Source organism: Flavobacterium flabelliforme, assembly GCF_017948675.1.
Classification (GTDB): Bacteria; Bacteroidota; Bacteroidia; order Flavobacteriales; family Flavobacteriaceae; genus Flavobacterium; species Flavobacterium pygoscelis.
Map to the genome: position 1 here is coordinate 106,752 of NZ_JAGFBU010000002.1, position 24,156 is coordinate 130,907.

Below are 24,156 nucleotides of genomic sequence, written 5' to 3' on the forward strand. Positions count from 1 at the left end.
TAAAAAAACAACAGGAATCGGATTTCAACAGTTATTTATGAATTGTAGTTTTTTTTCGACATATTGTTATAACTAATAATCTAATATAAGTCCGCCTAAATAATCATTTTTCTTAACTAAATCTAGCGATTTTTAATGTGTGGAAATTCAATTTTTAAATCTTATTTTTTTTGATTTTGAAGTATTTGTTATTGAGTTTTTTAAAGTTGAATTTTAATTTAAATCGATTCTTAAAACAATATTTCGATTCTTATTTTTTAAGAGTATATTTGCAAAAATAGGAATTAATTTATTTTTTGATTTAAATCCAAAATAAATGAATCTAAAAAGAGTTGTAATTTAGTGAACCAAATTGGGATTCACTACGGCGGAGCCATTTATGTAAATCATTGTCTTTACAATTAAAACTCTATTAGGATAAAATAAAAAAATTGATTTTAAACAAAGTACGACCAAACAGAGTCGTTTTTTTACAATACCATAATTTATGAAAAAAATATTTACTGCCATTGTATTGCTTATCGTTCTTTTGCAAAGCAACACAACATTAGCACAAGATTTACTAAGAAAAACGGATCTAAGTACTTTAAATGTAGATAATTTATCAGAAAATGATATTGCAAAATTAAAGCTACAGCTTAGTTCTAATAATATAACAATTGAGCAAGCGGAACCAATGGCTTTGTCTAAGGGAATGTCAGCTTCTGAATTTGCAAAATTGAAACAAAGAATTCAATCGGGAAATAATAATTCTCCAGTAAATACTATCAAAGAAAAAGAATCTGTTAGAAAACAAGATCCTATAGTTAATCCTAAAATAAAAGATTCGGTCAATAGTTTGATTTTTGGTTCTGAACTTTTTGATAATCCAAGCCTCAATTTTGAACCCAATCTTAAACTAGCAACACCAGTCAATTATACTTTAGGCCCTGCAGATGAGTTACAGATAAGCTTATTTGGTGTTCAGGAATTTAATGCGAGCATTCCAGTAACTGCAGAGGGAAAGATTAGTGTTCAGTATGTAGGAGATATTTTAGTTTCAGGGATGACGATAGAGGCTGCTACTCAAAAAATCAAAGCGGCAATGAGTAGAGTGTATAGTACATTAGCTTCTGGTCAATCACAATTGAGTGTTACTTTAGGGAGTATTCGTACTATAAAAATTACGGTAATCGGAGGAAAACAACCAGGAAATTATTCTGTATCTTCCTTAGCAACTGTTTACAATGCACTACACTTAGCAGGAGGACCAGGAAAAAATGGAAGTTATAGAAATATAGAGTTAATACGTAATAATAAGGTATTTGCAAAAATTGATATTTATAAATTTTTAGTCAACGGAGATCAATCAGCTAATATAGGATTAAAAGACAATGATGTCATTCGAATTCCAGCGTATAGCCAAAGAGTAATTGTAGAGGGAGAAGTAAAACGTGCTGGAATTTTCGAAATGAAAGCAGGAGAGAGTTTTATAGACCTACTGTCATTTGCTTCTGGTTTTAATGAGTTTGCGTACACTGCAGCTGTAAATGTATTACAAAAAACAGGAAAGGAGTTTAAAGTTCGAGATGTAACCGAAAATGATTTTAAAACCTACCAACCCAAATCAGGAGATGTAATAACAGTTTCAAAAATTTTAAATCGATTTGAAAATCGTGTTAAAATTGAAGGTGCCGTATTTAGGCCTAATTTTTATTCTTTTTCAGAAGGGATGCATGTGTCAGATTTAATAGCGCGTGCCGATGGACTTCGTGAAGATGCTTACAGTAAAAGAGGAACTGTTATCCGTTTAAAATCAGATTTAACTACTGAAATAGTCAATTTTGATATTACAAAAGCCTTAGCAGGAGATGTAGAGCAAAATATCATCTTGAAAAGAGAAGATGTAGTGTCGGTTTATTCTATTTTAGATTTCAAAGAAGAGTATAAAATAACGATTGATGGTGAGGTACAAAAACCAGGTACTTACATGTATTATGAAAACTTAACTTTAAATGATTTGATTGTTCAGTCGGGAGGACTAACAGGTTCTGCATCTAAAAGAGTGGAAATAGCTCGTATGATTACTTCCGAAGAAATTGACAACGCGAATCCAAATAAAGCAGAATTGTTTGCAGTAGAAATTAGTCCAAACAATAATGAGCAAGCAAAAAATTTCGAATTAAAACCGTTTGATGTAATAAGTATTCGTAAAATGGCGGTTTATGAAAAGCCAGAAATGGTTACGGTTTCTGGTGCAGTACATTATGCGGGTAAATATGCATTAGTCAATAAGAAATCGAGAGTATATGATGTGATTCAAAGAGCGGGTGGTTTAACAGCTGTAGCAAATATTGAAGGGGTAAAAATCAAAAGACCCATCCAAGCGAGTCAAATTGAAGATATAGAAAATGTAAACATTAATTTAGGAAAAAAAGATAGTATTCAAAATAACATAGAAGATAAATTAAAACATCAAGTAAAATACGCTACTATACCACTGGATTGGAAAGCAATTGTGAAAAATCAAAATAATAGCGCCAATGTAACTCTATTTCCAGGTGATGAAATAGAAGTACTTACTTTTAACGAAGGAGTCAAAGTCGCTGGTAATGTATTATTGATTTCAGAAATTCCTTATGAAAGTGGACGATCTTTTGGATATTACTTAAATGCTGTTGGCGGAGTAGATGCTAAAGGATGGAGAAGAAAAGCATATATTATTTATCCAAATGGTAAAGCAGCGGTGACCAATTCTTTCTTGTTTTTCAGATCATCGCCGCAAGTGAAACCAGGTTCGCAAATTATAGTGCCACAAAAACCAGAAGTTAGAAAAACCAGTACGGGAGAATGGGTAGGAATAGGAAGCGTAATATCGAGTTTAGCATTGTTGATTATTACAGCTTTTAAATAATTGATTTTTACATTTTCAGTCATGTTATGCATGTTTAATTAATAAATATATTCCCTTTTGCTTTGTCTAATCAAAAGGAAAAAAATAAAAATATGAACGAACAAACCCCAAACGATCAAATATCGTTAAAGGAATTTATATTAAAAATAAAAGATTGGTACAAATATCTGTTTTCTAAATGGAAAATTATTTTGCTAGCCTCAATAGTTGGTGGAGGGTTAGGATTAGCTTATTCATTTATTAAGAAACCAATTTATACTGCAACAATCACTTTTGCATTAGAAGATGAAAAAGGTGGTGGTGGATTTGGAGGCGCATTAGGATTAGCTAATTCTTTAGGAATTGATGTAGGCGGAGGAAGTGGTGGTAGTATTTTTTCCGGATCTAATTTAACAGAGTTGTTTAAATCGCGATCTATGGTAGAAAAAACATTGCTATACCCTGTTTCTTGGAATGGTAAAACAATTTCCTTAGCAGAAATGTACATTCAAAATAATGAATGGAGAAAAAATTGGACTAATAAACCTGAATTTGCTTCACTTTCTTTTTTACCAAACGCAGATCGATCACTGTTTAGTCGTGCTCAAGATAGTATTTTGGGTGTGATGTACCAAAGTCTATCAAAGGAAGGTCTTTCAGTAGCTCAAAAAGATAAAAAAGCAACTATAATCAATATTGATGTTGCAACCAAGAATGAACTTTTTTCAAAATATTTTTGTGAAGCCTTAGCGAAACAAGTTTCAGATTTTTATGTAAATACCAAAAGTAAAAAAGCACGTGAGAATATGGCTATTTTACAGAGGCAAACTGATTCAATACGTGGGGAATTAAATGGAGCTATAACAGGTGTAGCAATTGCAAATGACAATACCTTTATGTTAAACCCTGCCTTAAACGTTAAACGTGCGCCATCTGCACGCAGGCAAGTGGATGTTCAAGCAAACACAGCTATTTTGACTGAATTAGTTAAGCAAACAGAGCTGGCAAAAGTAACGTTACGCAAAGAAATCCCTTTAATTCAAATTATAGATAGACCGATTTTACCTTTAAAAAAAGAAAAATTTGGAAAAGCTAAGGGAATTATATTAGGTGGTTTTTTTGCAGGGTTTTTAATAATTATCCTCTTAATAGTAAGAAGAATTTTTAAACAATTGGTATAGAGATGGAAAGAGATAATTTAAAAATTGGGATTACTTTTAGTGCATTCGACTTATTGCATGCTGGTCATATAAAAATGCTTGAAGAAGCTAAAAGACAATGCGATTATTTGATAGTTGGTTTACAAACAGATCCAACGATTGATCGTCCAGAAAAAAACAAACCAACTCAGACAGTTGTAGAACGCTACATCCAATTAAAGGGATGTCGTTTTGTAGACGAAATCGTTCCTTATGCAACTGAGCAAGATTTAGAAGATATTTTACGTTCATTTAAAATTGATCTTCGAATTGTAGGAGATGAATACAGAGATCATAATTTTACTGGGAGATCATATTGTGAGGAAAAAGGGATTGAGCTATATTTTAATCAAAGAGATCATCGCTTTTCTAGTAGTGGTCTTAGAGCGATAGTATCAAATAATGAATTATTAAAATAGGGAATGAAGAAAAATTTAATAATATTTGGAACGAGACCAGAAGCTATCAAAATGGCTCCTTTAGTCAAAGAATTTAACAAAAATAATTTAGAGTTTGAAACAAGAATCTGTGTAACAGCACAGCATCGCGAGATGTTAGATCAAGTACTATCTTTCTTTGAAATTAAACCAGATTATGATCTAGATTTAATGAAATCAGATCAGAATTTGTATTCACTTACTTCAGATATTATTACTGGACTAAAGTTTGTTTTAGAAGATTTTAAACCAGATTATGTGTATGTCCATGGTGATACTACAACTACAATGGCTGCTAGTATAGCCGCCTTTTATTCTGGATCAAAAATTTGTCATGTAGAAGCAGGTTTGCGTACTCATAATAAACGTTCCCCATTTCCAGAGGAAATAAATAGACAACTGACTAGTCGTATGGCAGATTTTCATTTTGCTCCAACCACTGCATCTCAAGATAATCTCTTGGTTGAAAATATAAAGCCTGAAAATATTATTGTAACAGGTAATACGGTTATAGATGCTTTATTAGAAAGTGTACAAAAAGTCGATCATGTAGAAAATGAAGAAATTAAATTTCTAAAATCCATAGTAGATAGTTCAAATAAAGTAATATTGGTAACAGGACATCGACGAGAAAATCATGGACAAGGGTTTATTAATATTTGTGGTGCATTAAAAGAAATTGCAATTCAGCATCCTGAGGTACAAATTATATATCCAGTGCATTTGAATCCAAATGTAAAAGGGCCGGTTTATGGAATATTATCCAATATTTCTAATATTAAATTAATAGACCCTCTAGCATATCCTGCATTTGTATGGTTAATGAAACAATCCTATTTAATTATCACTGATTCTGGTGGGGTACAAGAAGAAGCACCTAGTTTAGGGAAGCCAGTGCTTGTAATGCGTGATACTACAGAACGTCCTGAAGCAGTAGAAGCGGGTACTGTAATTCTAGTAGGAACAGATAAAGATAAAATTGTTTTAGAAGCAAATAAACTATTGATGAACATAGAGCATTATCAACACATGAGTGCCTTGCATAATCCGTATGGGGATGGTAAAGCATGTCAAAGAATTGTAGAATTCATAAGAAGAAATTAATTATGAATGAAGTTTCTTCAGGGCATCTTGGTAAAAAACTATTTAAAGAAACATTAATTTATTCTATAGGTAGCTTTGGATCTAAAATTTTATCTTTTTTATTACTTCCGTTTTATACTTTCTTACTAACAAAGAAAGATTTAGGAGAATACGATATATTCATAACCACAATTACATTATTTATTCCTTTAGTTTCGCTTCAAATATCAGATGCAGTTTATCGTTGGTTGATCGATAAAGAAAAACAAAATGAGCAGCTAAAAGGTGAAATAATCACAAATACTTTTATAGCATTTGGGATAGGATTTTTTCTTTTTTCTGTTTTATTTTTAATTTATGTTGTTTTAGAACCTTTTGTTTATAAAGGTTATTTTTTTGCCCTGATGTTTCTTAACTGTTTATTGCCCATACTTCAAAGTGTTTTAAGAGGAGAAGGTAAGACCAAATTATTTGCATTTAATGGGCTTATTACAACTTTTCTAGTAATTGTATTTAATGTTGTCTTTATTTATGGCTTGAATTTGAAGGTTGAGGGAATTTTGCTAGCAAATATCATGGCATACTCCATTGCCTGCATCGTTATTTTATTTCAAATCAATCTTTTTAAATATTTTTCTTTTGCTAATTTTAATAAAAAATTACTAATAGAAATGTCTCGTTACTCGCTTCCTCTAATACCCAATTTAATGAGTTGGTGGGTAATAGGTTCTGCCAGTAAATTTATCATATTGCATTATTTAGGCCCAGAATCTAATGGTATTTACGCTATATCTTCTAGATTTCCGTCTATAATTGTAATTGTTAACTCTATTTTTATTTTACCCATTCAAGATGCATTTCTTAAAAACGATACCGAAACTAAAGATTTTAGTAAGCTATTGGTGCATTTCATTAAATTAGAGTTTAGTATTATTATACTTCTTATTGCAGGGGCGCCAATCTATACAAAGTTTTTAGTTAATTATGAGTTTTATGATTCTTGGAAATACATGGCTTTCTTGTATTTAGGGGTTGGATTTAATACGATTGCAACTTTAATAAGTCTTATTTATCAAAAAAAACGTAATACATTACGAATAACTTTTACATCAATAGTTGGAGGTTTAGTATCAATTATTTGCTGTTTTTTATTGGTAAATAAGTTAGGTTTGTACGGTATTTCAATATCTTATTTTCTTGGCTTTTTTACGATCTATTTGTTAAGGTATGTAGATTTAAGAAAAGAATTAAATCTCGGAATTAATGATTATGTTTATTTTTTCTATTTACTACTTATAATTGGGTTAATATTTGGTATAAATAGTATTACATTTAGATCGAATTTAATCCTTTTCTTTTTAGTTTTAATAATTATTGTAATTATCAATATGAAATTGGTATTCAAAATTTTTAAAAAGTGATGATATTAAATTTAAGATAATTATTTTAAAAAAAATTAATATCAAATAAGATAGGTGAGTAAGATAAAATTATATTGTAGTAGTTTATTAATAGTTTGTTGTTCAGTTTTTTTTTCTTGTTCTAAGGAAATTCCACCTGAAATAAGAGTTCCAGTAAATTTTGATAATACCACAGGAGTAGACAAAATAGACAAAGCTAAAGAATATGATGTTGTAGTTTATGGTGGTACTTCTGCAGGAATTATTGCGGCTCTTGAAGTTGCTCAATCCGGTAAAACAGTCCTGCTTATCAAACCTTCTGATACTGCCTTAGGCGGAATGACTACCAATGGTTTAGGAGTGACAGATGTGTTAAATACTGAAATTCTGGGCGGCCTGACTAGAGATTTTTATCAAAAAATAAAAGAATATTACAGCAATAGTCAAAATTGGTTTTTGGGTAATGCCTCGACTTACAGAAGATATTCTTCTAACGGTGATGTAATGATCTGGTTTGAACCAAAAGCAGCTCAATTTGTATTGCAAGATTTGATTATTAAAAATGCCATTCCCGTTTTGCATTCTGAAAGGCTAGATTTAAAAAATGGAGTAAAAAAGAATATGCTTAATGCAATAACTTCCATAAAAATGGAATCCGGATTAGTGATAAAAGGCAAAATGTTTATTGATGCAAGTTATGAAGGTGATTTAATGGCTAAGTCAGGAGTTTCATATACTTATGGTAGAGAGAGTAATAGTCAATACAATGAGAGGGTAAATGGAGTGCAAAGATTGCATTCTTGGGAACGCAATGAATTACCAGACGGAATATTCATATATGGACTTGGATCTTTAACTTTAGCACCAAACGGAACTTCAGACAAAAAAATACAAGCTTATTGCTATAGGATGTGTTTGACTAATGTTAAAGAAAATCGCAGAACAATTGCAAAGCCTTTTGATTATGATGAGGATGATTATAAAATTTTATTTGAATACGTAAAAAATTATGCAGGTAATTATTTATGCGATTTTGGCCCACTGCCTAATGGAAAAACAGATTCAAATAATTTTGGTCCAATCTCTACTGATTATGTTGGAAAAAACTACAATTATCCAGAGGGTAATTATGCTGAAAGACAAAGAATCACTGAAGAGCATAAAAGATATCAAATAGGTTTTATGTGGACGTTAGCAAATCATCCTAAAATTCCAGAAAGAATACGTGAATTTTATAAAGAATGGGGATTGCCTAAGGATGAATTTGTTGAAAGTGATAATTGGCCTAAACAATTGTACATAAGAGAAGGAAGACGTATGATTAGTGATTATGTGATGACTGAGAATAATTGTACTGGTAAAATTGTAGTTAGCCAACCAGTAACGCTAGCTGATTACCCTATGGATTCCCATATTGTACAACGTTATATAGATAGTAAGGGTAATTTAAAAAATGAAGGACAGTTAATGGCTACCACGCCTAAACCTTACCCTATAGATTACCGTTCGATTGTTCCTAAAAGTACAGAGTGTACTAATTTATTTGTTCCGGTTTGCCTTTCTGCAAGTCATATCGCTATGGGTTCTATACGAATGGAGCCTGTTTATATGGCATTAGGTCAAGTAGCTGCCATTGCCGCTGTTCAATCTTTAGAGAAAGGAAAAAAAACTCAAGAACTGTCTTATGAGGTTTTAAAGACAGAATTATTGAGAAAAAAAATGATTCTTCAATAAAATATAAAATGATTAAAATTAATGTAGTAGGAGCCTACGGAGAAACAAATTTTGGTGACGATTTATTAATGTGCGTTTTCGAAAATTTCTTTTTAAAAGAATTTCAAAATATAGAATTAAACTTTGTTGGAGAACCTAATCAGTATGCAAACAAGCTTTTAGTGAATAGCAGTTATTTAAAGCCACACTTTTTGCCAGATTGGGAAGTTTACGGTGGAGGAACACAATTTTTTGCCTTTCAGGAAATGAATACTACTTCTGTTTTTGAAAAAATTATAATTGCTGTTAATAATCCTAAAATTTTAAAAAATAAAATAAGAAGTATATTTTTTAAGAACCAATCAAATTGCTCCAAAATTGCTTTTTTAGGATTTGGTATTGGTCCATTTTATGACAACCAGAAAGCAATTTCGAATGCTAAGGAAAAAGTTGCTGCTGCAAATTATGTTGGAGTAAGAGATGAGGTATCTAAAAGCTATTGTGATCAGTGGAAAGTTGATGCCAATTTAGGCGCTGATGTAGTTTTTTCTTCCTATTTTAAATTACTTAATGTAAATAAAAAAGAATCTACTTCTACTAAACGAAAGTTAGGGATTATTGTTAGAGACTGGGATTGGGAAGAGTCAGGAAAAAAATACATTCATAATCTTATTGAATTCTATGAATCCTATTCGGAAGTCGAATTACAGTTTATTGTTTTCGCTCCTTCCAAAGACAAAAATTGGATTAAGGAACTGAAAAATAAAAATACCTTAATTTGGGATCCTGAAAAATACTCAATTGAAATTTTTTTAAATAAATTAAATGATTTTGATGGATTTATTAGTGCTCGTTACCATGGAGCAATAATTGGTGCGCTTTTGCAAAAACCAGTTATCTGTATAGAAATTGAACCTAAATTAAAAATTCTTACGGAACAAGTACCTGAAATTAAACTTTGGAAAAAACCATTTGATATAAATGAATTAGTTACGCTTGTACAACAACTCGATTATGAGGTGAATTACGAAATTTCCTTAGTTGAAAGAAAATTAAAATCTGATGCAATGCTATTAGATTTTAAAAGAAAGTTCAACCAAACAAGATAGTAATCCAATTGTACACAGTAATTCTATTTTAAAGGGGAAAGTTTTTTTTTTTTGAAATAAGATAAAAAAAAATTTATATTAAAAATCAATAGTCTATTTAGTAATGGACTACTAAAATGACAAAAATGAAAGCATTTTTTTTTCTGCCTAAAAGTGCCATGAACGAGGCGACGCAATATTATACTGATTTGATAATTAAATCATTTGAGGGTTGTCAAATAGTAATTTCACAAGAGCCAATAGTAGATGCTGATATAGATATTATTGTAACAATTCGTGTAGGGGATCAGAGACAGTTGAAATTTAAGGATAAAAAGAAAAAATATTTTTATATCAATTGGTATCAAGGTATTGGTCCCGAAGAATATGAGCTATTATATAACTATACGCTTAGGGCTAAATTAGGAAAAATATATTTGACTTATTACGAGAAAAAATCGTTTAAAAAAACGGATTTATTCTTATTTGTCTCTGAAGAGATGAAAGTTTTTTACGAAAAAAAATATAATTTAGACTTAAAGGATAAAGCACTTATAATCCCTTGTTACAATAAGCTATTAGATCTAAAGTCCTTTGAAGTCGAAAAGAAATACGAAAAGTTAAGTTTTGTATATGCCGGCGCTTTATATGGGTGGCAATGTATTGATGAAAGTCTGCAAGTTTTTAAAAACGTTTATGAATTTGATCAATCTGCTACCTTAACCCTTTTGACAGGTCAAAAAGAAGAGGGAGAAGCGCTTATTGAAAAATATAATTTAAAAAATGTCTCCATTGGGTTTGTTAAATTAGAAGAATTACAAGATGAACTTAAAAAATATAAATATGGTTTCTTACTTAGAAAAGATGATCCCATAAATAATGTGGCGACACCCACTAAAATGAATTCCTATCTTGCGGCTGGAATTATTCCTATCTACACAGACGTAGTAAATAGTTTCGAAGAAAATATTAAACTAGGAAATTATTCAATAAAATGTAATTTAGAAAAAAATAGTATACAAGAAATTTCAAATAGTATTATTGAGTTTAATAAAAAAACCATTGAAATAGGTAAAATTAGAGAGGTATATTGTAGTAATTTTGATAATTATTATAACGATGACAAGTACATAAATATGATAAAAGACAAATTAACACAAGTAAAAATAAAGAGATAAACTGCTTACTATTCATAAAAAATAATAATAAAAGAACATGTTAATATCAGTTGGTATTCCCATATATAACGCTGAAAGTTATCTTAAATTAGCCATAGACTCTGTATTACAGCAAACATATAATGATTTTGAATTGTTATTAGTAAATGATGGATCAACCGATAAATCATTAGAAATAATGAAATCTTACAATGACCCTAGAATTAAGATTATAAACGACGGTGTTAATAAAGGGTTGATTTATAGGTTAAATGAAATGGTTCAGCTTTCAAAAGGAACTTATTTTGTACGAATGGATGCAGATGATGTTATGTTCCCTGATCGAATAGCCAAGCAATTAGAACTCTTAAAAAGTAATCCTAAAATTGATATAGTCTATAGTGATGCCGTTAGTATAGACAAAGACAATCGCATTTTAGGATATAAAGAATCTAAGATGGTTCGGGATAAAAATGATGTTTTGAATGGTGTTTTTCCTATTCATCCTAGTGTAATGATAAAAAAAGAAGTATTATTAAAAAATCCTTATAAAGAAGGATTTATACAAATGGAAGATATGGAATTGTGGTATCGATTAGTTGAGAAGTACCACTTTCAAAATTTAAATGTTCCTCTTCTTTTTTATAGAGAAGATAGTAGTAATAATTCTCGAAAACACTTGAAAATGATTCAAGGAAAGACTAAGTTTTCGGAGACTTACAAAATTAAGAAGTCAAAAATAATTTTTAGTTCTTATTTAAAATATGTTTTATATTTTATGTTAGAAAAACTTAAAAAAGAACACATTCTACTCAATAGAAGGTTTCAGCAATTAACAGTAATTCAAAAAGAAAATTTCAAAAAACAATTAGATTCTATCATAAGTGGCTGATTATAAAAATATATTTTACATCATTTATGGACTGTCCGTTTTGTTTGGTTTATTTACGGCACTTAACTTAGATTTTTTTAAAAAAAATTATAGAAATTTAGATGGTTATTTAGTGCTTTTAATACTGCTTTCTTATGTGCTTTTATTTGGCTTAAGGGGTATTGATATTGGTACTGATACGCACATGTATCACTACCAATATGAAAATTATGATCATATTACTTATGGAACCGATGTTACAGTTGGTTTGATATATTGGTTTTTAAATATTTTCTCTGAAAATCCTCAAGTATTTCTGCTTTTTATGGGTTTTTTATTCATATCCATTTATTTTTACGCGTTAAAAAAACACACTCATTTTTATAATTCAAATTTTTATCTATCCGTTTTTTGTTTAGTCAGTCTATTCTTTTTTGAGTCACTCGGAATAAATATTATTAGACAAGGGGTTTCTCTTTCATTTTTTGTACTAGCAATAACCTCTAGAGCCATTTATCCACAAAAAAAGGCAAAATGGATTTTGCTTTTGTTGTTGTCAATATGTTTTCACTTTACCAGTATAATCCCAATTCTTCTTTATCTAATAGTTTTTTATTTTAAAAATATAAAAATAAAATATTATTACTTACTGTACGCATTGACTGTTTTTTTGGCTGCAGCCAGTATTAGTATCTTGTCATTCAAGGACTATTTTTTAGGCTTTTTGTTAATAGATGAAAGAAGAAGTGTTTACTTAGAAGATAATGATTTTGATTATACGATAGGATTTAAGCCTCAGTTTGTTGCTTTCAATACTGTTTTTTTACTCTTGTTTGCTTATTTGAATAAAAAACAAAATAATGAGTCTTATACAAATTTATTGAAATACTATATAGCAATTAGCTCTTTGTTTTTTATGATGTTCCAAATCCCTTATTCTGATAGATGGGGAGTGATGTCTTGGTGTGTGATTCCGTTTTTATTTGCTCCGCTGTTCAAGGTAGATAAAAACAGGATAAGTGCTAAGGCAACCCTTTCGGTTGCGTTTCTAATTTTGATCTTTATATTTTTTCAAACCAGGTAATAGATAGATTATGAAGACTACATTTATTTTTAAAATAGTTTTAAGCTTTTTTCTAATCTCGCAATTAGTCGGCGCTCAAAATAATTCGTATTCCGTGCCCAATAAAGTAGTGGTTAAGAATTATTACAAAGGATATAAGGATGTTCCATTCCCAAAGAATGCCTATAAATTAGAAAGAATTTTACCGAAAAACCCGAATCGAACTGCAACTATAGATTATACAGATATACTACAAAAGGCTATAAATAAATACAAAATTATTATCATGCCTAATTTTCCAATTTTAATTAATGCTAAAGGGCTTGTTATTCCTTCAAATAGTAGAATATTTTTTAATAAAAATTCAGCAATTTTTTATAAAGGACCTGCTAAGGGAAGATTAAGTGATATTGTAAAAATTTATAATGTTTCCAATGTAAAAATTTATAATGCCAAAATCACAGGTAGTAAAAAGGAAATAGTACCACAAACTGGTGAATGGAGTGCAGGTATTTGCATTTTAAATAGCTCTAATATTGAAATTAATAATTTTAAAATAAATAGTACCTGGGGGGATGGTGTTTTTATTGGATCAGAAAATGGCTCTGTTAGTTCAGATATAATTATAAAGAATGGTTTTATAGATAATGCTCGTAGAGACGGTATATCTATAACCTCCGCTAATAATTTACTTGTAGATTCTGTTTTTATCGCGAACACTTCTGGAACGCTTCCTATGACTGGTATACAAATTGAGCCTAGTTTAAATTCTGAAACTTTAAACAACATAACCTTAAGTAACATATATACTTTCAACAATCCAGGAGGTTTAGGGATTAATTTAAATACATTTTCGAGTAAAAATAATCCTAAAAAGAACGTTAGGGTAAATGTGATTAATTATACTGATGAAGGATCTAATTATTCTTTTGGTACCTCAATAAATGACGATACCTCTTTACAAAATCCTACAGGAACTATCACTATTACGAATGCTATTTGGAAAAATCCAAAAAGTGGTTTTTATTATAAAAATTCTAGTAAATATGATGTTAAAGTTATTCTGGATAATGTAAAAAAATATAAAAACAATAAGTTAATTGATTGATGAAAATTAGCTTTGCAAAAAAAAGTAGATAGTCTTATGGTTTTAAAAAATATTTATGATAGATAAAAAAAAGTCTTTTTTTATTATTACAACAGTTTCTGATTCACTGCCCTTTTTTAAAGGACAAATTTTTGTGCTAAAGGAATTTTTCGATATTGAATTAGTTTCCTCACCAGGTATTTTTTTAGAACAAATGAGTGCTTCACATGATGTAAAAGGAAATGCAATACCAATGAAACGCGAGATTTCTTTGTGGAATGATTTAATTAGTCTTTTTAGACTAATTTTTCTTTTCTTGAAAAAAAGACCAGAAGTAGTTCATGGAAATACACCAAAAGCAAGTTTGCTCTCTATGATTGCAGCTTGGATCACGTTTGTTCCTGTACGGATTTATTACGTTCACGGTTTGCGATACAGTGGAGAGTTTGGAAATAAGAAAAGAATGTTGATGGCTATGGAAAAGATTTCTTGTTTTTTTGCCACTGATGTTATTGCCGTCAGCCAAGGAGTAAAAGAGGCACTTGTTACTGATAGGATTTGTAAAAAAGAAATCAATTTGATCTGGAATGGTAGTATTAATGGTATTGATTTAAATTATTTTGATTCTAAAATTCCAACTTTGAAGTCAATAAGATCCAATTATGGTATTAAAGAAGATGATTTTGTATATGGTTTTGTAGGAAGATTAGTTGGCGATAAAGGTATAAATGAATTAGTTGCAGCTTTTAAGGAAGTAAACCTTAAAAATAGCAATGTAAAACTATTGTTGGTAGGAAGTTATGAAAATTCTTTAGATCCTTTAGAAGAGGAAACTTTAGAAGAAATTAATAAAAATCCAAATATCATCACTGCTGGTTTTCAAAGTGATGTAAGACCATTTTTTATGACCATGAATATTTTTACATTTCCTTCCTATAGAGAAGGACTTTGTCTTGTTTTGATGGAAGCTGGTGCAATGAACGTGCCTTCTATCTCATCAGATATCGTAGGATGTAAAGAGGTTATAGGTGATGGCATAAATGGAATTTTAGTAGAAAGTAGAAATACTAAAGATCTAGAAGAAAAGATGCAATTATGTATAAGCGAACCTACTAAAATTAAAGAAATGGCACTTTTGAGTAGAGATTTTGTTAAAAATAAATTTGAACAAAAAGAGCTTTGGCAGAAAACATTGGAAAAATATAAAGAAATAGTTAACAGTTAGTTTTAAATTTGTAAAATAGAGTAATGTATAAATTTTTTTTTAAGCGAGTAATCGATTTTTTATTCGCATTTTTTGGACTATTATTATTGAGTCCAATTTTTATAGTAATTTGGATAGGTTTGTTTTTTGCTAATGACGGCAAACCATTTTTTTTTCAGTTGCGACCAGGTAAAGATGAAAAAAGCTTTAAGATTATAAAGTTCAAAACTATGAATGATAAAGTTGATGAGCATGGCGCATTGTTACCAGATGTAAAAAGATTAACTCCAATAGGTAGTTTTGTTAGGAAAACATCCTTAGATGAAATTCCTCAGTTAATAAATGTCCTAAAAGGGGAGATGAGTTTAATTGGTCCAAGACCTTTACTTCTAAGATACTTACCTTTTTATAGAGAAGTGGAGCGTTTAAGGCATACAATAAGACCTGGTATTACAGGTTGGGCTCAAATAAATGGAAGAAATACTGTGAAGTGGGATGATAGACTTAGTCTTGACGTTTATTATGTAGAAAACATTTCATTTAAACTTGATTGTATGATTTTATATAAAACGGTTATGAAAGTGGTAGCATCAGAAAATATAGTAGTTGATCCCGAGTCTATAATGCAAAATTTAGATGATGAAAGAAAAATATAATATTCGACTTTTGGTAAAAGAAGATGTTAACGAAATTGTTAATTTAGTTAGAATTTCTTTTGATAACACCTATCTAATTCCTTCCATATATAGAGCAAAAGGTATTGTAGATTTTATTTCATCTGAATTAGAAAACCCATTCTCGCCTTACAGGTATTTTGTTCTTTGGGATAAAAATACAATAGCAGGATATGCAGAATATAAAATTTTTGAAAGTACATCTACTGCGTTTTTAAATATAATTTCAGTAAATAGTGAGTATAAAAATAAAGGTATTGGACGGATATTATATGATTACTGCAAAAATTATTTTATAGAGAATGGACTAAAAAAAGTTGCATTAGATGTTTACGAAAGTAATACTATTGCTTTTAATTGGTATTCAAAACTTGGATTTCAAAAACTAAGCTCTACTTCATTATCTAAAATTAATTTTAAATTAGAAAAGAAAATTTCTAAAGTTTATATTCAAAATTATTCTCAATTTAAAGCTTGCTATGAATTGTACGGTTTTTATTTTTTAGATATTGTTTATGGAAAAAATAATTCTAAGCTAGGTATAATTGATAATGATATTTTCATTAGAAATAATTATTGCGATGATTTAATGGATCAATTACCATTTCTTTTAAAAACTCTAAAACTTGAAAATCTATATTTCTTGGGAAATTCTAATGATGATGTTAGATTCAAATTTATAGATACAATAATACGAATGGAATTAAATATTTAATTATGATAACAAAAAAAGCTCAAGATACAGATAAGTACAAAAGACAGTGGATCTATACAGAATCTGCACGAAATGCCTGGAGTAGTATTATTGAAAAGTATAAAAGTGTAAATCCTGAAGGTACTATTTTACTACCCTCTTATATTGGTTGGTCTTCAAATGAAGGTAGTGGAATATTTGACTCGGTTTTAAATTCAGGAATGAAATTTGAATTTTATGGTTTAGGTTTACATTTAGAAATTGATTTTAATGATTTAAAGAACCATTTATCTAAAGATAAAAGTCATTTGGTTTTACTAGTTCATTATTTTGGTTTTATAGACTCAAAATACAACGAAATAACAAATTGGTTAATTGAAAAGAATGTTTTTTTTGTAGAAGATTGTGCACACGCATGGCTTACGGATTTAGTAGGTGGTAGTTGTGGAAGAAAGGGCTCTTTTTCTTTTTATTCCTTACACAAATTGCTTTCTGTAGCAACTGGAGGGGTTTTAGTTAGCAATAATCCAGAACAAGATATTGTAAATGAAAGTAATCCATTCTTAGAATTGAATTATGACTTATTTTCAATTTACAAAATTAGAAGATTTAACTATAATTATCTCGTAAGTCTTTTAAAAGATGTTAATGGAATAGATGTGATTTATAAGGAATTAAATGAGGGTATTTGTCCACAAACCTTACCTGTGATTGTAGAAAATTTTGATAGAACAACGCTTTATCACAAAATGAATGAAAAGGGATTTGGAATGGTTAGCTTGTATCATACAATGATTACTGAATTGGATAATTCACCTTATGAGGCAGCTAATTCTTTGGCAAAAAAAATAATTAACTTCCCAATTCATCAAGACGTTACTGTGGCAGATATTGATGCTATGGTTTTAGAATTAAAAAAAATATTAAATGCTTAGTGTTCTAAAATTAAATTCTCCAGAGGGGTTAAAAAAATATCAACAACTTCTTCAGTCCTTGGATATAAATGAACCTTACTATTTGTTAGACTATATTACTGTTTTTAGTAATGGGTTAGATGATTTGATTTGCTTTTTTTTTGAATCAGATCATAGCAAAGCAACAGTCTTTATGACCGGCCATTTAAAAAAAATCAGCATTGGAGGGAATAGTACAGACTATTTTGACTTTATAACTCCTTATGGTTATACAGGGCCAATTTTCTCAAAAAATATCAAAAATTTAGAGATTGAAAAGTTTTGGCAGTCTGTTGATCAATGGTATCTAAAGAATAATGTAATAACAGAGTTCATAAGGTTTAATCTCTCTGGTAATCAAGAATTGTATTCAGGGGATACTTTTTCTACAATGCTTAATATTAAAGGAAAGATAATTGATGAAGAGATACAATGGAAAGCTTTTGACCATAAAGTTAGAAAAAACGTTAATAAAGCTAAAAAAGAAAATCTATCTAGTACAATTTATTATCACAGTATTGAACCTGCCAATATTTTAGAATTTTATACTATATATATTGAGACAATGAAAAGAACGAATGCTAATGCTAAGTTTTTTTATTCACTAAGCAATTTTACTAAGTTCATTATCGATAATAAGGATTATGTCTCAATTTGTACTATTTATTATGAAAATATAGCTATATCATCAGAGTTATTGTTAGTATCAGATGACACCATCTACTCCTTTCTTGGAGGAACTGATGATAAATATTTTGATAAACGACCAAACGATTTTCTAAAAGTTGAGGCACTAAATTGGGGAAGGTCACAAGGGAAAAAATATTATGTTTTAGGAGGTGGATATGGTTTCGAAGATGGGATTTTCAAGTATAAAAAAGCATTTTTCCCTACAGATGTTGTAGAATATTATACAGGAAGAAAGATTTTGAGACCAGATATTTATGACCAATTAGTTGAAGAGGCATCAAAATTACGAGAAAAAGGAGGTCTTGAAAAACTGGATAAAACAGATTCCTCTTTCTTTCCTTTGTATAATAAATTGTAACTTTAGACAATTTTATAAATAATTCATATTCCTTTAAATTGATAGTTAAGAGAATTTTTGATGTTGTTTTTTCTTTAATTCTATTGATAGGTCTTTGTTGGCTAATACTTGTTTTATTTTTGTTAAATTCAAATGGCTTTTTTTTTCAGATAAGAATTGGACAGTATGGGAAGGCATTTACTATTTTTAAAATTAAAACAATTAACTCTAACACAGGTTATATTTCAGGATTTGGAAATTTCTTGAGAAAATCAAAATTGGATGAGTTGCCTCAATTATATAATATTTTACGAGGTGAAATGAGTTTTGTTGGTCCAAGACCTGATGTAGTAAAATATTATAATATTTTAGATGATGAGGAAAAAAATATATTAAAAATGAAGCCGGGTTTAACTAGCAATGCTTCACTAAAATATTTTAATGAGGAGCTAATCTTAAGAACTAAAATTGATCCTTCAGAATATTATGATAAGGTAATTTTTCCAGATAAAGTAAAAATGAATTTGGATTATTATTATAATCATAATTTTTTAGGGGATATAAAAATAATTTTCAAAACAATATTTAGATACATAAAATGAATAATCCAAAAATATGGCTTTCTTCACCGCACATGGGAGGAAATGAACAAAAATACGTACAAGAAGCTTTTGATACGAATTGGGTAGCACCTTTAGGACCAAATGTAAACGGTTTAGAAAAGGATCTAGAGGAGTATTTAGGAAGTGAGTCGCATGTAGGAGCACTAAGTTCTGGTACAGCTGCGATACATTTAGGTCTTATTTTATTAGGCGTAAAGGCAGGCGATGAAGTGATTTGTCAGAGTATGACCTTTTCGGCTTCGGCTAATCCAATTTTATATTTGGGTGCAACTCCTGTTTTTGTAGATAGTGAGGAAGAAACATGGAATATTTGTCCAATTCAATTAGAAAATGCAATTATTGATCGTTTAGCTAAAGGAAAAAAACCAAAAGCTATTGTGGCTGTGCATTTGTATGGAGTTCCATACAAAGTAGAAGCTATTAAAGCGATTTCTGATAAATACGATATTCCAGTTCTAGAGGATAGTGCAGAAGCATTAGGAAGTTCTTATAAAGGCCAAAAATGTGGGACATTTGGTGATGTTGGTGTTTTGTCTTTTAATGGTAATAAAATTATCACTACTTCAGGCGGTGGTGCAATTGTAGCGCCTACCAAAGAAATAAAAGATAAGGCTGTTTTTTTTGCTACCCAATCCAGAGACGATGCTCCACACTATCAACATTCAGAAATAGGATACAATTATAGAATGAGTAATATATGCGCAGGAATTGGTCGTGGTCAAATGCAAGTGCTTGATAAGCATGTGCAACTTAGAAGAAATATGCATGAGTTTTATGTAGATTTATTCAAAGATATTGATGCAGTAACTGTTTTTAAAGTACCTAATGATGATTATTTTGCCAATTATTGGTTAACAGCCATTACAATCAAACCTGATGAGACTAAAGGCATTGATGCAGAAAAACTCAGAATAGCTTTAGATAAAGATAATATCGAATCTAGACCACTCTGGAAACCTATGCATTTACAACCTATATTCGAGAAATATCCATATTATGGCAATAATGTAGCGGAAGATTTATTTAAAAAAGGCTTGTGTGTTCCATCGGGTTCGAATTTGGAAGAGATTGATCGGAATAGAATCAAAAAAGCAGTAAATTGTTTCTTTAAAAGATAAAGACAATAAATACAGATTTTATTTAATTATATAAATATGATGATTGAATTAACTACAATCAAAGATTTGCTAATTATAACCCCAGAAATCTTTACTGATGATAGGGGTTATTTTTTTGAAGCATTTAATAAATTAAAATTAGAAGAATACGGTGTTGATTATAATTTTATACAAGATAACCAATCATTTTCTACTAAAGGAGTAATACGTGGTTTACATTTTCAAATCAACCCTTTTGCTCAAGCAAAATTAATTAGAGTTTTACAAGGTGAAATTCTGGATGTAGCAGTTGATTTACGAAAAGAATCTGCAACTTATGGTGAGTATTTTAGTGTGATTTTAAGTGAAAAAAATAAAAAACAATTAATGGTTCCTCCTGGTTTTGCACATGGATTTTCAGTTTTGAGCGAAACGGCCTCTGTGATGTACAAAGTAGATCAAGTATATCACAAAGAAAGTGAAAGAGGAATTCGATATGATGATTCAACTTTATCCATTGACTGGAAAGTTAACCCTAAAGAAGTAATTGTTTCTGAGAAAGATCTAATTTTAACTGGTTTTAAGGATGTTGATTTAAGTTTTTAATAAAATTATTGTTATTTATAATCTTTAATGGTGATCTAAAATTAGAAAGATAAATATATTGAAAAAGATATTAGTAACAGGAGGAAATGGGCAATTAGGTTCAGAGTTGCGACAAATAGCAATAAATAAAACTCAATATGATTGGGTTTTTACGGATTACCAAGAATTAAACTTATGTGATTTAACTAATCTAGAGTTTAAATTAACAGAAATCAATCCGCAAATTATTATTAATTGTGCTGCTCATACTGCGGTAGATAAAGCAGAAACTGAAGTAGAGCTATCGGATGTGTTAAACCATCAGTCGGTAGCCGTTTTGGCTATGTGGAGTCATGCTAATAATTGTAAATTAATACATGTTTCTACAGATTATGTTTTTGATGGAAACTCAGCTGTGGCGCTAACCGAAACAGCAGAAACGAATCCTATTAATGTATATGGTTTTACTAAATTAGCTGGTGAAAAAGCATGTCTAGAGCAAAACTCAAATGCAATAATTATCCGTACTTCATGGGTTTATTCGAGTTTTGGAAATAATTTCGTTAAAACAATGTCTCGATTGATGCAGGAAAGAGAAAGCCTGAATGTAGTCAATGATCAGATCGGAAGTCCTACTTATGCAGCTGATTTAGCAGAAGCCATCATGACTATCATCCAACACAAAAATTGGCAACCTGGTATCTATAATTTTTCGAATGAAGGTGAAATTAGCTGGTATGACTTTGCTGTGGCAATTCAAGAAATTGGAGGTTTTGAATGTGATGTTAATGGAATACTAGCCTCTAACTATCCAACTCCAGCCAAAAGGCCTGCTTATTCATTATTGGATAAAAGTAAAATCAAAACTGTCTTTGGTGTATCAGTTCCAGAATACAAAGAGAGTTTGAAGAAATGTATGAATTTATTAAGATTTAATACGAACTTGTAAAAAATTTATAAGAAAGAATTGTAAAAATAAATTAGTTTAGCTTTCAAATTTATTCGTAAAATCCAAAAGAAAGCTTTAAACAATTTCCATATAATAATTAATTTTTATTAATTCGAAAATTCTTAAAAATAAATAGAAATGAAAAAGATTTTAATCACTGGAGGTGCTGGTTTTATTGGTTCGCACGTTGTAAGACGTTTTGTAAATAAATACCCAGAATATAAGATCTTTAATTTAGATGCTTTAACCTATGCAGGCAATTTAGAAAATATTAGGGATATTCAAGACGCACCAAATTACACCTTTGTAAAAGGGGATATTGTAGATGCAACTTTTATAGATACCCTTTTTACAGAGCATCAATTTGATGGGGTGTTACATCTTGCTGCAGAGTCTCATGTGGACCGATCCATCACTGATCCATTATCTTTTGTAAAAACAAATGTAATTGGTACCGTGAATTTATTAAACGCTGCCAAAATGATCTGGAAGGACAATAGCAAGCATAAGCGTTTTTACCACATCAGTACAGATGAGGTATATGGTAGCTTAGGTGCAAAAGGTTTGTTTACAGAAACTACGGCTTACGATCCTAACTCTCCTTATTCTGCTTCAAAAGCAAGTTCGGACCATTTTGTGAGAGCCTATGGCGAAACCTATGATTTTCCGTATGTATTGACAAACTGCTCGAATAATTACGGACCTTTTCATTTTCCTGAAAAATTAATTCCGTTATTTATTAACAATATTATTCAAAAAAAACCTTTGCCAGTATATGGTGATGGAAAATATACCCGCGATTGGCTGTTTGTAGAAGACCATGCTGTAGCGATAGATTTAGTTTTCCATGAAGGAGTGAATCACAGTACTTATAATATTGGTGGTTTCAACGAATGGCAAAATATAGATTTGGTTAAGCTACTTTGCAAAATAATGGATGAAAAGCTAGGAAGAACTTCAGGAACTTCAGAACAATTGATTGTCTATGTAAAAGACCGTCCAGGACATGATTTAAGATATGCTATTGATGCTACAAAAATTAATAAAGAATTGGGTTGGAAACCTTCTGTTACTTTCGAACAAGGATTGGAAAAAACGGTAAATTGGTATCTGGAAAATGAGACCTGGCTGAATAACGTTACTTCTGGGGAATACGCAACTTATTACCAAAAACAGTATTCTTAATGTGTTTAATTTTGGGTAAAAGAGTTGAATTATTAAGTGATAAATTTTCAAAAGCATCATTTTTATTATTTATTATTTACCATATTCAAGATTTCTCAGTCTAAAAAAATCAGAGTTTTAGTGCCTTTGTGGCAAAAACATCAAACAACTATGAAAGGAATTATATTGGCCGGAGGCTCAGGAACACGCTTGCATCCACTCACCTTGGCAATGAGTAAGCAAATGATGCCGGTATATGACAAACCTATGATCTATTATCCATTGTCAACTTTAATGATGGCAGGGATAAGCGAAATATTAATTATTTCTACACCACATGATTTGCCCAATTTTAAGAAATTATTAGGAGATGGAAGTGCAATTGGATGCAAATTCAGTTATGCAGAGCAAGCAATTCCTAATGGATTAGCGCAAGCTTTTGTGATAGGAGAAGAGTTTATAGGAAAGGATAATGTAGCCTTAGTTTTAGGCGATAATATTTTCTTTGGTGCTAATATGGATCAATTGCTTAAATCGAACACTAAACCGGATGGTGGAGTGGTTTTTGCATATCATGTATCAGATCCAGAGCGATACGGTGTAGTTGAATTTGATAAAGAGCTAAACGCGCTGTCTATTGAAGAAAAACCCTCGAAACCAAAATCAAATTATGCAGTTCCAGGGTTGTACTTTTACGATAATTCAGTAGTTGAAATTGCCAAAAACATTAAACCAAGTGCACGTGGCGAATATGAAATTACCGATGTTAATAAAGTGTATTTGGAGAAAGGAACTTTAAAAGTAGGTATTTTAAGCAGAGGGACCGCTTGGTTGGATACTGGTACTTTTAATAGTTTAATGCAAGCAGGACAATTTGTCCAAGTAATCGAGGAACGTCAAGGTTTGAAAATAGGTTGTATTGAAGAAATTGCTTGGAGACAGGGATTCATTAGTGAGCAGCAATTGAAAGATCTTGCAGAACCATTAGTTAAATCAGGTTATGGAGAATATCTTTTGGGACTAATTAAACAAAAGGAATAAATAGAGAAATGCTGCGATTAGCATTTATTAAAGAAAATATAGAGTCACGACCGTTGTGGAAACCATTGCATTTGCAACCTATTTTTAGTAAGTATACCTATTTTGGAACGAAAAATGCGGAATCCATTTTGAAAATGGTCTTTGTTTGCCTTCAGGACCAATACTTTCTGATGAA

At 30.2% G+C, this 24,156-nt stretch carries 22 protein-coding genes; all 22 read left to right on the forward strand.

What is annotated here, in order from left to right:
- Nucleotides 1-487 precede the first annotated feature (487 nt).
- The gene (locus tag J3S90_RS06795; protein ID WP_210645571.1) at nt 488-2,893 is read left to right on the forward strand and encodes an SLBB domain-containing protein; all 2,406 of its coding nucleotides are present in this window, start codon (nt 488-490) and stop codon (nt 2,891-2,893) included.
- Between the two features lie 92 nt (nt 2,894-2,985).
- Nucleotides 2,986-4,053, forward strand: coding sequence for a Wzz/FepE/Etk N-terminal domain-containing protein (locus J3S90_RS06800; RefSeq protein ID WP_210645572.1), 1,068 nt, complete (start codon nt 2,986-2,988; stop codon nt 4,051-4,053).
- Between the two features lie 2 nt (nt 4,054-4,055).
- Nucleotides 4,056-4,490 carry an adenylyltransferase/cytidyltransferase family protein gene (locus J3S90_RS06805; protein ID WP_210645573.1) on the forward strand — a complete coding sequence of 145 codons (435 nt, stop codon included), beginning with the start codon at nt 4,056-4,058 and terminating at the stop codon, nt 4,488-4,490.
- Between the two features lie 3 nt (nt 4,491-4,493).
- A complete protein-coding gene (gene wecB / locus J3S90_RS06810; protein ID WP_210645574.1) occupies nt 4,494-5,612 on the forward strand; it encodes a non-hydrolyzing UDP-N-acetylglucosamine 2-epimerase in 1,119 nt (372 codons plus the stop codon).
- Between the two features lie 2 nt (nt 5,613-5,614).
- A complete protein-coding gene (locus J3S90_RS06815; protein ID WP_210645575.1) occupies nt 5,615-7,012 on the forward strand; it encodes a lipopolysaccharide biosynthesis protein in 1,398 nt (465 codons plus the stop codon).
- A gap of 54 nt (nt 7,013-7,066) precedes the next feature.
- On the forward strand, nt 7,067-8,725 hold the full coding sequence (locus J3S90_RS06820; protein WP_210645576.1) for an FAD-dependent oxidoreductase: 1,659 nt from the start codon (nt 7,067-7,069) through the stop codon (nt 8,723-8,725).
- 8 nt (nt 8,726-8,733) lie between these two features.
- Complete coding sequence (locus J3S90_RS06825) at nt 8,734-9,813, forward strand: polysaccharide pyruvyl transferase family protein (protein WP_210645577.1); 1,080 nt, start codon at nt 8,734-8,736, stop codon at nt 9,811-9,813.
- A gap of 125 nt (nt 9,814-9,938) precedes the next feature.
- Nucleotides 9,939-10,970, forward strand: coding sequence for a glycosyltransferase family protein (locus tag J3S90_RS06830; RefSeq protein ID WP_210645578.1), 1,032 nt, complete (start codon nt 9,939-9,941; stop codon nt 10,968-10,970).
- Between the two features lie 37 nt (nt 10,971-11,007).
- Nucleotides 11,008-11,841, forward strand: coding sequence for a glycosyltransferase family 2 protein (locus J3S90_RS06835; protein WP_210645579.1), 834 nt, complete (start codon nt 11,008-11,010; stop codon nt 11,839-11,841).
- Complete coding sequence (locus tag J3S90_RS06840; RefSeq protein WP_210645580.1) at nt 11,834-12,904, forward strand: EpsG family protein; 1,071 nt, start codon at nt 11,834-11,836, stop codon at nt 12,902-12,904. The genes J3S90_RS06835 and J3S90_RS06840 overlap by 8 nt, the downstream gene beginning before the upstream one ends.
- A 10-nt stretch (nt 12,905-12,914) precedes the next feature.
- Nucleotides 12,915-13,991, forward strand: a complete 1,077-nt coding sequence (locus J3S90_RS06845; protein ID WP_210645581.1) for a right-handed parallel beta-helix repeat-containing protein — start codon at nt 12,915-12,917, stop codon at nt 13,989-13,991.
- A gap of 55 nt (nt 13,992-14,046) precedes the next feature.
- A complete protein-coding gene (locus tag J3S90_RS06850; protein ID WP_210645582.1) occupies nt 14,047-15,195 on the forward strand; it encodes a glycosyltransferase family 4 protein in 1,149 nt (382 codons plus the stop codon).
- 23 nt (nt 15,196-15,218) lie between these two features.
- Entirely contained in the window at nt 15,219-15,830 is a 612-nt protein-coding gene (locus J3S90_RS06855; protein ID WP_210645583.1) for a sugar transferase, read from the forward strand.
- On the forward strand, nt 15,811-16,563 hold the full coding sequence (locus J3S90_RS06860) for a GNAT family N-acetyltransferase (protein ID WP_210645584.1): 753 nt from the start codon (nt 15,811-15,813) through the stop codon (nt 16,561-16,563). The genes J3S90_RS06855 and J3S90_RS06860 overlap by 20 nt, the downstream gene beginning before the upstream one ends.
- 2 nt (nt 16,564-16,565) lie before the next feature.
- On the forward strand, nt 16,566-17,477 hold the full coding sequence (locus J3S90_RS06865; RefSeq protein WP_210645585.1) for a DegT/DnrJ/EryC1/StrS family aminotransferase: 912 nt from the start codon (nt 16,566-16,568) through the stop codon (nt 17,475-17,477).
- Nucleotides 17,470-18,543, forward strand: a complete 1,074-nt coding sequence (locus J3S90_RS06870; RefSeq protein WP_210645586.1) for a GNAT family N-acetyltransferase — start codon at nt 17,470-17,472, stop codon at nt 18,541-18,543. Before J3S90_RS06865 ends, J3S90_RS06870 begins: the two co-directional genes overlap by 8 nt.
- Before the next feature lie 38 nt (nt 18,544-18,581).
- Nucleotides 18,582-19,124, forward strand: a complete 543-nt coding sequence (locus J3S90_RS06875) for a sugar transferase (RefSeq protein WP_236023906.1) — start codon at nt 18,582-18,584, stop codon at nt 19,122-19,124.
- Nucleotides 19,121-20,263 carry a DegT/DnrJ/EryC1/StrS family aminotransferase gene (locus tag J3S90_RS06880; protein WP_210645587.1) on the forward strand — a complete coding sequence of 381 codons (1,143 nt, stop codon included), beginning with the start codon at nt 19,121-19,123 and terminating at the stop codon, nt 20,261-20,263. Before J3S90_RS06875 ends, J3S90_RS06880 begins: the two co-directional genes overlap by 4 nt.
- A 36-nt stretch (nt 20,264-20,299) precedes the next feature.
- Nucleotides 20,300-20,848, forward strand: a complete 549-nt coding sequence (gene rfbC / locus J3S90_RS06885; protein ID WP_210645588.1) for a dTDP-4-dehydrorhamnose 3,5-epimerase — start codon at nt 20,300-20,302, stop codon at nt 20,846-20,848.
- A gap of 58 nt (nt 20,849-20,906) precedes the next feature.
- The gene (rfbD, locus tag J3S90_RS06890) at nt 20,907-21,776 is read left to right on the forward strand and encodes a dTDP-4-dehydrorhamnose reductase (protein WP_210645589.1); all 870 of its coding nucleotides are present in this window, start codon (nt 20,907-20,909) and stop codon (nt 21,774-21,776) included.
- A gap of 138 nt (nt 21,777-21,914) precedes the next feature.
- Nucleotides 21,915-22,961, forward strand: a complete 1,047-nt coding sequence (rfbB, locus tag J3S90_RS06895; RefSeq protein ID WP_210645590.1) for a dTDP-glucose 4,6-dehydratase — start codon at nt 21,915-21,917, stop codon at nt 22,959-22,961.
- 150 nt (nt 22,962-23,111) lie between these two features.
- Entirely contained in the window at nt 23,112-23,981 is an 870-nt protein-coding gene (gene rfbA, locus J3S90_RS06900; protein WP_210645591.1) for a glucose-1-phosphate thymidylyltransferase RfbA, read from the forward strand.
- The last annotated feature ends 175 nt before the right edge of the window (nt 23,982-24,156 follow it).